The organism is Zunongwangia sp. SCSIO 43204 (genome assembly GCF_019904275.1).
GTDB lineage: Bacteria > Bacteroidota > Bacteroidia > Flavobacteriales > Flavobacteriaceae > Zunongwangia > Zunongwangia mangrovi.
In genome coordinates this window covers 1,157,712-1,173,389 of sequence record NZ_CP063204.1, presented here as the reverse complement: position 1 = coordinate 1,173,389, position 15,678 = coordinate 1,157,712, and the positions used below count along the sequence as shown (strand labels likewise).

At 36.6% G+C, this 15,678-nt stretch carries 11 protein-coding genes; 4 read left to right on the top strand and 7 right to left on the bottom strand.

Annotated elements, in window-relative coordinates; all coding sequences use genetic code 11:
• From INR75_RS05220 to INR75_RS05210, 3 genes are all read left to right on the top strand, one after another.
• Complete coding sequence (locus INR75_RS05220; RefSeq protein ID WP_223091059.1) at positions 1-897, top strand: DUF3078 domain-containing protein; 897 nt, start codon at positions 1-3, stop codon at positions 895-897.
• A gap of 120 nt (positions 898-1,017) precedes the next feature.
• On the top strand, positions 1,018-2,238 hold the full coding sequence (gene hflX, locus INR75_RS05215) for a GTPase HflX (RefSeq protein WP_223091058.1): 1,221 nt from the start codon (positions 1,018-1,020) through the stop codon (positions 2,236-2,238).
• Positions 2,239-2,317: 79 nt separating this feature from the next.
• Complete coding sequence (locus INR75_RS05210) at positions 2,318-3,052, top strand: hypothetical protein (protein WP_223091057.1); 735 nt, start codon at positions 2,318-2,320, stop codon at positions 3,050-3,052.
• On the opposite strand, the gene INR75_RS05205 is transcribed toward INR75_RS05210, so the two are convergent.
• The 3 genes from INR75_RS05205 to INR75_RS05195 are packed head-to-tail and all read right to left on the bottom strand — an operon-like array spanning position 3,053 to position 7,678.
• Entirely contained in the window at positions 3,053-3,451 is a 399-nt protein-coding gene (locus INR75_RS05205; protein ID WP_223091056.1) for a hypothetical protein, read from the bottom strand.
• Between the two features lie 38 nt (positions 3,452-3,489).
• Positions 3,490-4,857 (bottom strand): DUF5689 domain-containing protein, encoded by a 1,368-nt coding sequence (locus tag INR75_RS05200; protein ID WP_255584646.1) that lies wholly within the window; start codon positions 4,855-4,857, stop codon positions 3,490-3,492.
• Position 4,858: 1 nt separating this feature from the next.
• Positions 4,859-7,678, bottom strand: a complete 2,820-nt coding sequence (locus tag INR75_RS05195; RefSeq protein WP_223091055.1) for a TonB-dependent receptor — start codon at positions 7,676-7,678, stop codon at positions 4,859-4,861.
• A gap of 115 nt (positions 7,679-7,793) precedes the next feature.
• Here INR75_RS05195 and INR75_RS05190 point away from each other — a divergent pair, with 115 nt between their 5' ends.
• Positions 7,794-8,828 carry an endonuclease/exonuclease/phosphatase family protein gene (locus INR75_RS05190; RefSeq protein WP_223091054.1) on the top strand — a complete coding sequence of 345 codons (1,035 nt, stop codon included), beginning with the start codon at positions 7,794-7,796 and terminating at the stop codon, positions 8,826-8,828.
• A 34-nt stretch (positions 8,829-8,862) separates the two neighbouring features.
• On the opposite strand, the gene INR75_RS05185 is transcribed toward INR75_RS05190, so the two are convergent.
• The 4 genes from INR75_RS05185 to INR75_RS05170 form a co-directional block, all read right to left on the bottom strand.
• Complete coding sequence (locus INR75_RS05185) at positions 8,863-9,300, bottom strand: hypothetical protein (protein WP_223091053.1); 438 nt, start codon at positions 9,298-9,300, stop codon at positions 8,863-8,865.
• A gap of 25 nt (positions 9,301-9,325) precedes the next feature.
• Positions 9,326-10,972, bottom strand: coding sequence for an Ig-like domain-containing protein (locus INR75_RS05180; protein WP_223091052.1), 1,647 nt, complete (start codon positions 10,970-10,972; stop codon positions 9,326-9,328).
• A 121-nt stretch (positions 10,973-11,093) separates the two neighbouring features.
• Positions 11,094-12,806, bottom strand: coding sequence for a hypothetical protein (locus INR75_RS05175; protein ID WP_223091051.1), 1,713 nt, complete (start codon positions 12,804-12,806; stop codon positions 11,094-11,096).
• 10 nt (positions 12,807-12,816) lie between these two features.
• Complete coding sequence (locus INR75_RS05170) at positions 12,817-15,429, bottom strand: carboxypeptidase-like regulatory domain-containing protein (protein WP_092539950.1); 2,613 nt, start codon at positions 15,427-15,429, stop codon at positions 12,817-12,819.
• Between the last annotated feature and the right edge of the window lie 249 nt (positions 15,430-15,678).

The following is a 15,678-nucleotide window of genomic DNA, read 5'->3' as shown; positions in this document are numbered from 1 at the left end:
ATGAAAAAGATTTTACTCAGCCTGCTTGTCTTGGGAGGCGTTCTAAACATGCAAGCTCAGGAAGATGATAGCGAAGAGCAAAAAGAAGGATGGACAACAGAGGGAAACATCCAACTCCTTTTTAATCAATCTGCTTTCAATGCTGAATGGACCGGGGGTGGAACTTCTAATATTGCCGGAAACCTTATCTTCAACTATGATTTTAATTATCTGAAAGATGATTTTACCTGGGATTCTAAGGTTTTGGTAGATTACGGACTTACAAAACAAAATGGTGATGAATTTCCTAGAAAGACAAGTGACCGTTTAGAATTTAACTCGGTTGCCGGTAAACAGGTTGAAGATTCTAATTGGTTCTATTCATTCTTTACCAACTTTAGAACACAAGTAACTAAAGGATATACTTTTAGTGAAGATGCAGAAACTGGCGAAACTATTCGTACCGAACGCACCAGCTTTTTCTCTCCTGCATATCTACAGTTTGGACCAGGTATGCTTTGGAAGAAAAACGAAAACTTTTATGTGAACGTGGCCCCTGCTACCGCAAGATTTATCTTTGTAGATTCTTATTTCACCAGTGTAGAAGGTTACCAGGATGGTGATTATTTTGGTGTAGACCAGGGAAGCTCTTCAAGATTTGAACTTGGCGCTTCACTTTCAGCGTATGCGAAATTCGACATTATTAAGAATGTGAAAATGGAAAACATCCTTAACCTGTATTCAAACTATCTTGAGGATCCGCAAAACGTTGACATCGATTATACGATGAACATTAAAATGAAAATTAACGAGTTATTATCTACAAATTTCATTTTCCAGACGATTTATGATGATAATGCCGTTGGTGCATTTCAGGTAAGAGAAGTTTTTGGTTTAGGATTTAATTACAGCTTCTAAACCCAAAAAAATATTAAAATCTAAAGCCTGTAATTAAGTTACAGGCTTTTTTTGGTTAAAATAATTTGAAAAAATAACACGCTAAATCACAATACTAATCTATTGTGTACCTTTGTAGTTATGATTGAAAAAACAGATTTAAGTTACGAAAAAGCGGTTCTTATTGGGATCATCACTAAGGACCAGAACGAAGATAAATTAGAGGAATATCTAGACGAGCTGGAATTCCTTACCTATACTGCCGGCGGAGAAGTTGCAAAACGTTTCTCGCAAAAAATGGACTTTCCTAACCCAAAAACTTTTATTGGATCTGGAAAGATGGAAGAAGTACGAAATTACGTATCTGATAACGAAATTGGGACTGCCATTTTTGACGATGAGCTTTCTCCTGCTCAGCAAAAGAATATTGAAAAGATCCTGAAATGTAAAGTTTTAGATAGAACCAATCTTATTCTGGATATATTCGCCCAGCGTGCACAAACCAGTTATGCAAGAACACAGGTAGAACTTGCCCAATATGAGTATTTACTACCTAGACTTGCCGGGATGTGGACGCACCTTGAAAGACAGCGTGGTGGTATTGGTATGCGTGGTCCAGGGGAAACAGAGATCGAAACCGACCGCCGTATCGTTCGTGATAAAATTTCTTTGTTGAAGAAGAAACTGGCGACCATTGATAAACAAATGGAAGTACAGCGTGGTAATCGTGGGCAATTAGTAAGAGTTGCTTTGGTTGGTTATACCAACGTAGGAAAATCTACATTAATGAACACCATTAGTAAAAGTGAAGTTTTTGCTGAAAACAAGCTTTTTGCAACATTGGATACAACAGTTAGAAAAGTTGTGATTCGCAATCTTCCCTTCCTTTTAACCGATACAGTAGGATTTATTAGAAAATTACCTACACAGTTGGTAGAGTCTTTTAAATCGACCTTAGATGAAGTTAGAGAAGCAGATTTGTTATTGCATGTTGTAGATATCTCTCATCCTAATTTCGAAGAGCATATCGATTCTGTGAATCAAATTCTGGATGAAATAAAAAGTTCAGATAAACCATCGATTATGGTATTTAATAAGATCGATCAATATGTTCCTGAAGAAATCGCAGAAGACGATCTAATTACTGAAAAAACAACGGCTCATTACACCTTAAGCGAATGGAAGCAAACCTGGATGAATCGTCTTGGAAATAACGTATTGTTTATTTCAGCATTAGAAAAAGAGAACATGGAGCATTTTAGAAAGAAAGTCTACGAGGCTGTTCGCGAAATTCATATTACACGCTTCCCCTATAATAACTTTCTTTATCCTGAATACGATAAATACGGCGAAGAAAAGTAATCAATCGCATTTTCTACAAAAGAAATAGCACTTATATATCGAGTAAATATTAGTATCTTCATTACCAAAATTTGGTATTATGAAGATACTTTTTTCATTTATAGCGTTCAGTATATTTCAGCATGTAAATGCACAAAGTTTAGCAGGTTTAGAGGGATCCTGGGAATTAATTTCTGAAAATAAAACACCTGTTGCGCTTACAACAGTTCGTATTTATCAGGACGGTTTTTTTGCTGAAGGAACCAAAGAAGGTGACTACGAATTTAAAAGTGCAAAAGGTGGAATCTTTGAAGTTGAAGGCTCTTCTTATACCGAAAAATTTGAATTCAATTCTGAAGAAAAAGAACAGGTAGGAAATATCAATAATCTTGTCGTTGAAGTAACTAAGGACACTTTAAAATTTGAAGGGCAGGATTTCTCACAAACCTGGCTTAAGATTGGTGATTATCAGGATGATCTTTCTGGGGTTTGGATCATTACCGGTCGCGAACGAAATGGCGAAATGCAAAGACGAGAAATTGGAGATCGTAAAACCATAAAAATCCTTAGCGGCACACGTTTTCAATGGATCGCATATAACTCGGCCACAGGAGAATTTTTTGCAACAGGTGGCGGCTCTTATCTTTCAAAATACGGCAGATATATCGAGAATATCGAATTCTTCTCTAAAGACGATTTTCGGGTAGGAGCAAGTTTGACCTTCGACTATCAAATAATGAACAACGAGTGGAACCATCGAGGCAAAAGTTCTACCGGTGATCCAGTAAATGAAATCTGGTCTCCTTATAAACCTGAAGAAATCATTCAGAATTAATTATCGGGTTAAAATAGCCTCTGGAGGTAAATAAAATATACCTGAAGGATTTTTGGTGAGTTTAAAATGTAACAGATCTTCCTGTTCATGATATTGCATTCTTATTTTCCCTTGTGATCTTTCGTAACTGCTTTCTATAGTTCCGGCAAAATTGTCTTCAGTTATTTCGAGCATCACGATAGAAAAAGTATCCTGGTCACTATTACAATCGATACGCTCGCCATTATCAAAAACAGCACAATGCTTCCCACGATATTCTTTTTCGCTAATTTGTTCAAGTTCGATTTCAAACTGCTGTGAACCATCTGGCGAAGTCCATTTCCAGGAACCTTCTAGATCCTGGGCTCTCATAAAACAACCGCCAAAAACAGCTAAAATCAAGCATAATTTAAGTTTCATTTTATAGTAGATTTGGTTAGTAGGTATTACGAAAATAATTATTCAGCTGTGATTTTTATGTTATCAATATCATAAGTTGTGGTTCGGGAAGGATCTCTTCCCTGGTATCGAAAACCTACATAAACTTCAGCAGTAAAACAGGAAATATCGATTTTTGAATTTCTAAATATCACTGCATTTTGATTTGATGGTCCCATGGGAATATTCGCCTCGAGTAATTGCCAGTTTGCAGTTTCTGGATCACCATTAAAATCTTCGCTAATATACACCTGCAAAATAGTACCATTATCGTAAGACGCTCGAATATCAAAAGACAAAACCTCATTTCGAGTTTGCGAAAGATCTATGGGCGGCGTTATCAGCCAGGCTTCTAAAGGATTTTCCCCGGTATTGTAAGCTGAGATTCTAAGTGTTCTATTTCCGTTGGAGGTAGCATCAACAAATCGCTCTTCGCCACCGTTTACATTCAGGTTCGTCCAACCTAAAGGATCTAATCGATTCTCGTTGGTGATTTCAGCAAAGTTTTCTTCAAACAAAATCGTGTCGCCTTCTTCAGTATTATTTCCGCAGTCAAAAAACTCGGGGTCACATCGCTCACTTCCAAAAGAAAGATCTTCAGTGGAATTTAGCTGAACCACGTAGAAATCATCATAAAAATCACGTCCTAAAACGCCCAATATCGTACCTGAGCTTGCCGGTAAATTAACCGACCTGAAATCGGCATAGGTACTGGTGGCTAGTAAAGCCGAATCATCGCTGCCACATTCTTCGATTTGACGGAAACCATCAAATTGATCGTAAGTTTCAGCAGCAAAAGTGCTGTTGGTTTGGGTAAACAAATTTCGATTAAACTGAATATTATCTAACTGAATATATGTACATAAAAATTCAGGTGAAAAATCACCAATATCGATTTGCTGCGGAGTGATCTCTTCTATAATTTCTGAACGAACCAGATATTCATCAATTTCTGAAGGTGTTATAGGATCAAGATCTCCCCTATTCTGTTTTCCCAACTGAATTAAACCATTGCTTTTCGAAATACTCAATCCGTTTAATTTCACAAACACTTTTCTTCCGAAGTTATAGCGCTGATAAAGGGCATTTTCATCAATTAAGATTTGTATCCCAGCTTCTGGGTTTTCTGGACGATCCTGAAGGATCAATTCATTATAAAAATTACCTGCTCTATCTGAAGAAACCACATAAGCCTCAAAATATTGATCACCCGAAAATGTAAATATATCGCCGGTTTCTTCATCATAATTATTCTTTACGGCCCTCAGACTAATTTGCGTGCCTTCTATGCTCACATTTGCCGGAACCTGAGTTTCTGGCACATTAAAATCATCTGTCGTCACACAACTTATTAAAACAAGAATTAATAGGAGTACAAATTTCTTCATTTTAAAACCGAACATATAGATTAGCAAAATAAGTGGTGCCGTAACCGTACCAATAGCGATTGCCAAACACTGGCATTTCACGTTCGCGATCTTCCTGTAAACTGTTAAAATTGGCATTTCTGGATTGTTCGTAACCGCCGGTTTTGTAAAGCTGATCCAGAATATTATTCAGGCTAACAAAAAGTCCAATATAATAATCTCCCAGTTTCCAGGATTTCCCTCCAATGGCATTCAGCAAAAAATAATCGCCTAAATTCTCTTGTTTTAGATATTCCCTGGCAAGTTGCGCATCATAATTTTCTAAAGGCAATCCATCGGTATCTGTAGTGAAATTTGAAGTTCGCAGTAACGGACTCACATTAATAAACGCGTTTGCAAAATAGTTTGCCGTTAAACCAAACCACCAATAATCGGGATCACGGTATTCAAAACCTAGTTGTGCCGCATGCTGCGGCCCGTTGGCAAGTCGGTAATTCTTCAATCGAGCTTCCCCATAATTCACATTACCGGCAAAACTATTGCTGGTTAAATACAAATTGGGATTATTGGAAAAGATAAATTGGCCAACGGCTAAAGCCGACTTTAATTTGATCGTGGAAGTTACCTGCGCTTCAGTACCAAATTCGATTCCCAAGTGCTGTTTTTCGGCATCATATAAAATCTCCTGCACAAAAGCAGTGGTTGTATTTCTGCCCAAGCCTGAAAGTCCGTCAACGTAATAAAAAGAGACATCGGTTACATTTCGAAATTGTGTAAAATAGCCGCTAATTTTTAAATTGAAATTCGGCGAACGATAGCGATACGTGGCATCTGCGCTATAAATTTGTTCACTATCTAAATCCTGAACCAGCGTATTATTTTGTCGCGGATTTGCCAAACTGTTTTGTAAAGTTGGCGGATTACTGGCTAGAAATAAATTTGAAGAAATAGAATGTCTACCCGTAAAATGATAGGTTATTCCCGTTTTTAAACCAAAATCGATAAAATGTAATATTGCACTTTGCCCAAGTGAATTATCAGGAAATAAACCATTTTGATAATTACCAAACCGATCATAATTTGTAGAACTGATCTTTGCTGAAAGGTAAGTTTCGATATTTTTAGCGATAAATTGAAGCTGGGAAAATGCTTCAAATTTCGTTGAATTTAGATCGTAGTTATATTTATAAATCTCATTTTCACCCACCAGCCGATTTGGGTTTTGCAAATCACTTTGCGCCACCTGTTCTAATGAAAAATCATTGGTTGGTTCAGCGAAAAAATCGATATCCAGAAATCGATTTCTACCGAAAAGATCATCGATTTTTGCATAATTATGGCTTTTTAGTTGCTGAAAATTAATTCCGCCATTTAGCATCAAATTTGAATTTAGCTGATGATCGAAAGTCGTATTTAGAAAAACCGAACGATCATCATTACGATCTTCGGTTAAAGCATAAACGGCGTTATTTCCGGCATTGGCCTCAGTTCTATTCGCTTCATAGATCGCATCCCAGTTTAATTGCCCATTTTCCTGAAATGCACCGGCGCTCCGGTAAGCAGCTTCGTAATTTTCACTGCCTTCAAATCGTAAAAAATAACTTGGTAGATTTTGATAATAAGCTGGATCTGGATTTTGGCCGCCACCATCGTAAGAAACCTGATCGTTAAACCGAACTAAATTTGTACCACCATAATCGATTCGGGTATTCCCTATTTTCCCAAACTGATAGGCGATATTGGTTGTTATCTGGGTGCCTTTTGAGAGTTCCCAAAAATGATTCAGCATCAAAATAGGCTCTTCTACGCGCCGTTGACGGGAATTCCTGATTTGATCTCCCTGATATCCCCAGTAACTATTATATTTTCTTCCTTTTAGTTCAAAAACTTCATCGGTGATCGCTGCCGATTTTCCACGAATATTAGGCGTATAAATTGCCGCAAAATTTAAACTATGATCTTCATTTATCTTTTTTTCTACGGAAAGAAAAGCTGATTTCGCGTTGTATGAAGTACCTTCCATATAGCCTTCTTCAGCAAATCTTCCGGAGAGCGAAACGGTATAAAACCAATTATTTTTTAATTCTCCTGAACTATACGTGGCCATGATCCTGGAGCGATAACTTCTATTGGCAGCCGATAAAGTAAGCCTGCCACCTTTAGAGAATTTTGAAGCACGCATCACGAAATTGGTAGAACCAGCAAGACTTCCGAAGTTATTATCTACAGCGCTTACCGCGAAATTAAAATCCTGATTGCGCTGCACATCATTTAAACCACCCCAGTTACTCCATTGCGGCCGGCCATTATTGATTTTATTCAGCGCAATTCCGTTAATCATTACCAGACCATACTGACTATCATAACCACGAGTTTTAAAATAGGTCTGACTAAAATCGTACGCGGCAGCATTTAAAAAAGCATCCTTCCCAGCATTTAAAATCGAGGAAAAACCGGCATCGATTTGATCGTCATCCAACTCATTTTCACTAAGATTTACGCTTCCTAATTGGGCCTGCTGTTCTGCAATATCGGGAGTTAGGCTAATCACACCCAAATCTAAAGTTGATCGATCTAGAAGAATAGGCAATCGTAATGACTGAAAACCAAGTTTTGAAATATTTAAAATATAATTTCCCATTTCGAGATCTGTAAAACTGAGTATGAAAATTCCCTCGGTATTAGTGCTGGCCTCCGTAAAACGATCTTCCAGACGAACACTAACGCCACCAATAATATTCTGAGAATTAGCATGTAGTATTTTTCCGGATATAATGATTTCCTGCGCCTGCAGAAGACCAGAGGAAATAGAAATCACCCAAATAAAAACCACACTTTTCATTGAAAATCAATAAATTAACGTTTCAATTTAGAAAATAGCATTCGAAACCGTTTATTTTATCCGAAAGAATAGGATAACTTTAACGCAAACTCACAACAATTTTAAGATTCTGATAATGAAAATTTTAAAACTAATTTTTCTTTTTTACTGCGGAATTGGATTTGCGCAAAATCAAACTACGTACGAGGTTTTGACGATCGCATTTTATAATACCGAGAATCTTTTTGATACTGAAAATGACGATTTTACTTTCGATGATGATCGCACTCCTGAAGGAAAAGATGTGTGGACGGAAGAAAAATATCTTCAGAAATTAAACAATATCGGCCAGGTAATTTCAGAGATTGGAGTAGAGCTATCTGGTAAGAGTCCCGAAATTATCGGCTTAAGCGAAATCGAAAATTACCGTGTGCTTGAAGATCTTTTGAATACAGAACAATTGAAAGATAAGAATTACGAAATTATTCATTTTGATTCTCCAGATCGCCGCGGTATTGATAATGCGTTAATCTATAACCCTAAGGTCTTTCAACCGAAAACATCAAAAGCTATTTGTGTTTTTATTCAGAATAAGGAAGGGAAGAGGATTTACACCAGAGATATTTTGGTGGCTACAGGAAAAATTGAAGATGAAAACTTTGCATTTTTAGTAAATCACTGGCCATCTAGAAGTGGCGGTGAAAAAGCAAGCCGAAATTATCGAAAATCGGCTGCAATGGTAAATCGAAAAATTTGCGATTCGCTTTGGGCAATAGATCCTTCTTTCAAGATCGTAAATATGGGAGATTTTAATGATGATCCTAAGAACAAAAATGTAAAGAATGTGCTTAAAACTTCAGAAAAGGCAAATCAATTTCAGTTTTATAATCCTATGCTGAAATTGTATAAAAATGGCATTGGAAGTTTAGCCTATCGTGATAGTTGGAATTTGTTTGACCAGATCCTGATTTCAGGCGCCATGACGACTAAAAACTATGATCATTTTCAGTATTACAAAGCCGGAATTTTTAAGAAAGATTATTTAATCACTTCAAATGGGCAGTATAAAGGATACCCCTTCCGAAGTTATGGCTATAATGGCTATCTGGGTGGTTATAGCGATCATTTCCCGGTTATTCTTTATCTTATAAAAAAGAAAAATCCCCGCTAAAAACGGGGATTTTCGATATTTTGAGGACTATTTTTTATAGCCATGCATTCCAAGGAATTCTGGAAAGAAGTACCACCAAAGCAATCGTATAAAATATCGCCAGCGTTTTAAATTTTGGCGTAGAAGTTAATTTCTTTTTGTGCTTTGAATATCCTACGGTGATCAAAACAATAGCGATGATCATCATAAGAGGATGTTCCATATTATACAATCTTAACGTATCGTCACCCATTACTCCGCTCATTCCAACTTCGCCCCACATTTTAAAATAAGGTGCTACAAAATAAAGAACGATACCGATAAGTAACTGAATATGAGATACGATAAGCGTAAAAAGTGAAATTCTAAAATTTCCGGCACTATATTCTTTACCAGATACCCAACCAATAATAGCACTAACAGATGCGATTACCAACATGGCTATCACTAAATAAGCCCAGTAAGAATGTATAAATTGAACAGTTTGGTACATAATTATCTTTTTTTACAAAAATAGGTTATTCCCATCGATTTTCAGCATCACTGCCACCCCAAATAAGTGTTGCAAGATATGGATTATCGATAAACGGGTTTCTTACCCCTTGGGCACCTTCGATCACATTATTTCGTTGTATTTCGAATGCTGAAACCGGATCTTCTCTATTCCACTGAAGGAAAAGATCTAGGTCACCAACCGTCGAGATATTTTCTCCGTAACGAATATTAAGATAGAAAACCATTCGGGCTACATCACCTTTCCAATCGTCTCCAGGGTACCAAGAATTATTACCAACTAACCCATAATCTCCACTTCCGTCTGTGAAAGAATAGTTCGATCTATCGCTATTTATACCGTCATCTATGGTTCTTAAGTGATGTAAATCTGTGACAGCATCTTCTGATACTAATCTCGATTGCGGATAAATATGCTCTGTATTGAAAGTTTGCGGTGAATAAGAATTGCTTCCTGAAGTATATTCTTCCCAATATCTACTTTCACCAGAGTACATTAAAAGAACATTATCTGGATTATCCGGATCTTCATCGGCTTCGTAAAGATAATCGTGACGATCTGTATACGCTAAGATCGTTTCGTGCGCAGCTACTGTAAAGTTTGAAAGCGCTAGTTTTAAGAAATCTGATTGATCTGTAAAAGTAACACCATCATAGTAATCCTGTAGATCTGCCGGAATATTAAAGGCAATCGGGGTTACAACCTGAACAGTTACCGTAGCGGTGCTACAAGAAGCTTCTGGCTGATCATCATCACATATGGTGTATTCGAAAGTATCCTCACCGGTAAATCCAGCTGCCGGAACATATGTTACTTTTCCATCTTCATTAAGTGTTACAGTGCCTTCGCTTGACGCATCATCAACACTACTAAGCATAGCACCATCGATCAAATTATCGTTAGCAAGGAGGTCTGCAAAGATTGTCTCAGCATCATCGGCATTTGCAATCACTTCATCGTCTTCAGCATAAGGATTACCTTCATCGATTACCTCAATAGTAATAGTTGCAGTATCACAAGAGGTTTCTTCATCATCGTTACAGATGGTATAGGTGAATGTGTCTGATCCTGCAAAGCCTTCGTTAGGAACGTATACAATATTGTTTTCATCATCGATAGAAACTGTAGCATTTCCACTAGTAATTTCCACAGAAGTAATTATCGCATTACCTACCAGATCATCATTTTCACCATAATTACGAATTGTTAGCGTTCCATCTTCAGCAACTTCATAAGTATCGTCATTAGCTGTTGGTGGCCCAGGCTGATCTACCTGAATAGTTACTGTAGCTTCTGAGCATCTATCTGAATCCCCAGGAACGCACAGTAAATACATAAAGGTGTCTTCTCCCTGAAAATCTGCAGGTGGTGTGTAAGTATATGTTCCATTTCGGTTGTTTTCTATACTCCCACCTTCAAGAGATTCTTCATCTACAGAAAAAATTCGAGCATTGTCTACAATTTCATCATTATTCAGCAATTGATCGACTGATAATGTAACTTCAACATTTTCTATTGTGCTAAAATTATCATCTACTGCAACAGGCTCCTGTTCCACAGGTATCTCGGGCTCCTCTGGAGCACTATCATCACTGCTACATCCAAGGAAGAAACTTCCTAAAAGGAATGCAAAAAAGAAATTCTTTTTCATTAATTCTTGATTTATATTCTAATTTGATTCTTGTCTTACAAATATCTTAATTAAAAAAGCTTAAAAAAATAAAACCTTCTGTATAATTACAGAAGGTTTTAAAATATTATAAGAATTGAGATTATTCATTAATAACCCACTCTCCAGCTTCATTTTTGATTAGGCTGATAGTTTCAGTTACGTTAGAACCATTGTAAACATCGTAAGTAATATCGTATTGCTGTCCTACTTCAGCATCTGGATCGATACTATTCAACACAATACGCATAGCTTCGATTATCATATCGTCACTCCAATAAGCAGCATTACCATTCCTTCTATCAAAATTGCTATAGCGAGCCATACTTGAAACCGGATCTGGATATTGATCCACTAATGCCTCAGCTACCGTACTATAATCTGAACCTGTCAAGAAGTATGAAATAGTATTGTCTGGAACCCAAATACCATCAGTTTTTGCAAACTGTAACGTAGTCTCGATTACTCGAGGTACACCAATCCATTCACCATCTTGCAATGTAAATAATGAATATCTAGTATTCGTACTACCATCGTAAAATTGGTAAGACACAACAGCGGAACTACCATTTGGAGGATACGTGTAAAGATTATCTAAATATATACCTATGTTGTAAAAAGCTTCTGATTCATCATCAAAGTTAGGGTAACTCTGTCCCATTTCAGCGTAATCCTCAGTAGACAAGGATAAAGGCATATTCCAAGAGCTTCCCGTGTAAGCATACATTACTGTAGTTTCAATAGTTGATATAGGGGTTGGCTCGTTATTTATTACGAACTCTCCATCCTCAAAAATTAGAGATAAAGATTCTGGAGCTGTATTACTGCCATTATAAATAGTATAACTAACTTCAAACTGGCTACCTTCTGTTACATCCGTGAAATTTTCACCTAAGATTATATTCAAGGCTTCAACTATCATTTCTTCATTCCAGTAATTTGATGAACCTTCATCTATGTTGAAACTGTTGTAAGATAAATTATTTGCAGGACCAGGGTAAGTATCTGCTAATTCTGTTCTTGCCAAAGCATAATCAGCATTATCAAGTTCGTAAGAAGTACCTCCAACAGGCACATAACTATTTCCATTAAATTCTACAGTCATGCTCTCTGTACCTGCACTTCCGTCATAAATATCATAGCTTACATTATATCGCTGACCCTCTACCCCATCAAAAGCATCATTTAAAATTACATTGATAGCTTCTAAAATCATATCATCACTCCAGTAAGCATCATTACTTTCGCGTCTATCAAAATTACTATAGTTTGCTGCACTGCTTGCGGCATTCGGATAAGTGTCGCCCAGTTCTTCTTCTAAAAGATCAAAATCTTCAGAACTTAACTCATAAGCTATTTCGTTAGCAACCGTATTATATGTTAACTCCACTAAGTCTCCGTTTTGAGCTGCTTCAAATTGACTCTCTAGAAAAGACTGTACTTGCGATGTAGAGCTAAAATATCCATTTTGGTTACCTATTGCAGTATAATCGTCTTCACTTACAGTATATTCCACAGGTAACAATGGATCTTCTACGTTAAATGTTGTTATTATTGAGGTACCGTTTTGATACAATGGGAATGCGTTATCTAAAACAACAGGAATTAATTCCTCAGCTTGCTCATAATTATCAAAACCTGATTCAATATTAAATCCAACTTCTTCATAATCATCCTCGGTTAAAGTATAATTAGCTTCTCCTTCGGTAAGACTATTGTCGATTTCTTCATTTGCAATATCCTGAAGATTATCCGTAGGGTCGCACGAATAAAGTATACTCCCTAATAAAGCGGTTAAAATATATAATTTTTTCATTTGTATTTTTTTAGAAATTAATCTTCATTCCTACGGTATATGTACGACCAAAACCATAATATACCGATGCATCTTGAGCATTTGAAACTAATCTTGTTCTGGTTTGTCCATCAGGACCTTCAAATTGGTCTCTTCGAGTACCATCAGTTACATCAGAAATATACTCTGTATCCAACACATTGTAAACATTGGCATTTATTGTTGCATCAAAAGAACCAAAAGCAAACTTGTGTGTAAAACCTAAATCAAAAACACCGTAATCTGGAGCCTCCCATGGATCTGTAAATTCCACTTCATCATCATTTCTAGAAGACGGATCATATTGCGCATACATTCTTGAGAAATAATTGAAATTTCCACGTACAAAAGTCCCAGGGAATACTTCAGCATTAAGACCCAGAGCTAATGATGTTTGAGGTTGATTACCAACAGGAGTATCTTCAATAAAAAGATCTACTGGCTCACCCACAGGTGCTTGTTCTTCATCAAAGAACTGCACATTTGTAATATCATTACTCCATCTCCAGTCTCCATACGAGAACATACCATTAACGGTTAAAACTTCCCATGGCTTATACTCAAATTCTAATTCAACACCTTGGTGAAGAGCATCCACACCTAGTAGGTTTCCAAAATATTGTTGATCTTCTTCTCCTTCTTCATCACCTCTTACAACAATAGATTGTACTTGGGTTCTGTCTAACCATTGGGTTCTATAAAGATTTAGATCGATTCTTAAATTAGAGCTTCTAAAACCATATCCAGCTTCCACACTAAATATCTTTTCATTTTCGGCTTCAGAGTTTACAATATTTTCATTATTTGGAAATACGGCATCAAAATCTGGAGCTCGCTCAAAATACCCAACATTTGCAAAGATGTTATGATTATCATCAATATTATAATTTGCTCCACCTTTAGTCATAAACCCAATATAACTTTCAAAATCTGTTTCCTGAATAGGGTCTGAATCTTCATAAGTGAAGTAATCTATTCTTTTGTAGGATGTATTTGATCCTGATAGAGATAGAAACGCTGAAAAATCGTCCTTAGAATATTCTGCCTGTGCAAATAATCCTTCCCATAAAACGATTCCATCGTTATAATAATTGATTTTATCACCTGTTCTTGCAAGATTAGTAGGATTGTTTATATTCCCTCCATCAGCCCAGTACTGACCTCCTAAAAGATCTTTTACTTCCTGATAATGCTTTCCTTCATAATACCTTAGATCTATTCCTCCCATCAATTCTAAATCTTCAGTAAGTTCTGTTGATAAGGTTGAAAGAACACCATACCAATTGTGATTATTTACTGAATTGTAAAGTATAGTACCTGATCCGTCTATTCCATTAGCGACATTTTCATCAACTACAAGATCTAAATTAATTGGTTGATATGGTGCGCTTCTATATGGCGAGTTTACGCTTCTTAGATTAGCATCACCAGTATATCCACCACCACCTCCTGTTCCAAAAGAAACATAAGCTGCAGTCGACAATTCTGTTTTATCGTTAATATCCCAATAATGATTTAAAGATATCTGTGGCTTATGGTAGTAGTTGTCTTGAATATTTACTACTTCTCCATTTCTATATCCCCAATCACCATTGAATTTAATACCTCGATCACTTCTTTCATAATCTTCGATAGAATATTGAGTTTCTCTTTGCCCATGACGCTGTGGTGCACCAAACATCGTAAAAGATAATTCATGATTTTCATTAATCTCCTTCGCTACACTAAGAAAATAGTTGTAACCTTCGAATTGTAGACCATCAGCGAATCTCTCTCCTGTAGTTTTGGAAGCCGATACTGTAGTTGCCCAACCGTTTTCTGTTTTACCAGTAGAAACGGTAGCGCCAAATTTTTGATAACCATCGTTTCCAGTTGAAGCTATAATGTTGCCTCCTCTTTCAATATCTGTAGTTTTTGTAACAATATTTACAGTACCTCCAATAGAAGGTACGGCAACTTTTGCTGCACCAAGACCTCTTTGAACCTGCATTGTACGAGTCACATCAGAAAGTCCCGCCCAGTTACTCCAATAAACACGACCGTTTTCCATGTCGTTTACTGGAACACCATTTATCATTACAGCAATATTCGTAGATCCAAAACCTCTCATTCTTAGTTCAGCATCACCAAAACCTCCACCAGATTTTGTTGCGTAAACACCTGGAGTTGTGTTAAGGATTTCAGGAAATTCCTGGTTTCCTAACTTCATCTCAATTTCTTCCCCTTTAATTGTAGAAACAGCAACTGGTGTCTTTCTATCGATTGCCAAAGAAAAGCTGGTAATTACAATTTCATCTAAAGCATTGTCATCACCTACTAACACAATTTCTCCCAGATCTTGAGAATTTCCTGAAAAATTGAACTGTACTCTCTTGCTTTTGAAACCTACAAAAGTAATTTCTAAAGTTCCTGAAGAGCCATCCACTTCTAATGAAAAATTTCCATCAAAATCTGTTGTAGTACCAGTTCTAGAACCTACTACCATTACGTTTGCTCCCGGTAGCGGGCCATTCATTTCAGAATCTATTACCGTACCGGTAACAGTCCCCTGAGCAAAAATTGTAGCCGTTGCAAAAAACAACGCTAAAGCTAATAATTTCCTCATGTGTAAAATTTGTTTGATTTGATTTTAGTTCGACGCAAATGAAGTTATTATTCCAAAATCCAACTTTAACGTAATGTTAAGGATTCAATATTTAACACCAATTTGCTCGCCAAAACTAAAACTTTTTTCAAACCCTCTGAAATTGAGAGACTAAAAGTTTTGAACTCATATTTAGTTTTATCTTATTTTTATTTTAATATAAATTTTAACTAAACTTTAATGAGAATTTAGTGATTAAACAATGATGTT

Coding starts and splice junctions, on each gene's coding strand:
- INR75_RS05220 (WP_223091059.1), top strand. CDS start 1: ATGAAAAAGATTTTACTCAGCCTGCTTGTCTTGGGAGGCGTTCTAAAC.
- hflX (WP_223091058.1), top strand. CDS start 1,018: ATGATTGAAAAAACAGATTTAAGTTACGAAAAAGCGGTTCTTATTGGG.
- INR75_RS05210 (WP_223091057.1), top strand. CDS start 2,318: ATGAAGATACTTTTTTCATTTATAGCGTTCAGTATATTTCAGCATGTA.
- INR75_RS05205 (WP_223091056.1), bottom strand. CDS start 3,451: ATGAAACTTAAATTATGCTTGATTTTAGCTGTTTTTGGCGGTTGTTTT.
- INR75_RS05200 (WP_255584646.1), bottom strand. CDS start 4,857: ATGAAGAAATTTGTACTCCTATTAATTCTTGTTTTAATAAGTTGTGTG.
- INR75_RS05195 (WP_223091055.1), bottom strand. CDS start 7,678: ATGAAAAGTGTGGTTTTTATTTGGGTGATTTCTATTTCCTCTGGTCTT.
- INR75_RS05190 (WP_223091054.1), top strand. CDS start 7,794: ATGAAAATTTTAAAACTAATTTTTCTTTTTTACTGCGGAATTGGATTT.
- INR75_RS05185 (WP_223091053.1), bottom strand. CDS start 9,300: ATGTACCAAACTGTTCAATTTATACATTCTTACTGGGCTTATTTAGTG.
- INR75_RS05180 (WP_223091052.1), bottom strand. CDS start 10,972: ATGAAAAAGAATTTCTTTTTTGCATTCCTTTTAGGAAGTTTCTTCCTT.
- INR75_RS05175 (WP_223091051.1), bottom strand. CDS start 12,806: ATGAAAAAATTATATATTTTAACCGCTTTATTAGGGAGTATACTTTAT.
- INR75_RS05170 (WP_092539950.1), bottom strand. CDS start 15,429: ATGAGGAAATTATTAGCTTTAGCGTTGTTTTTTGCAACGGCTACAATT.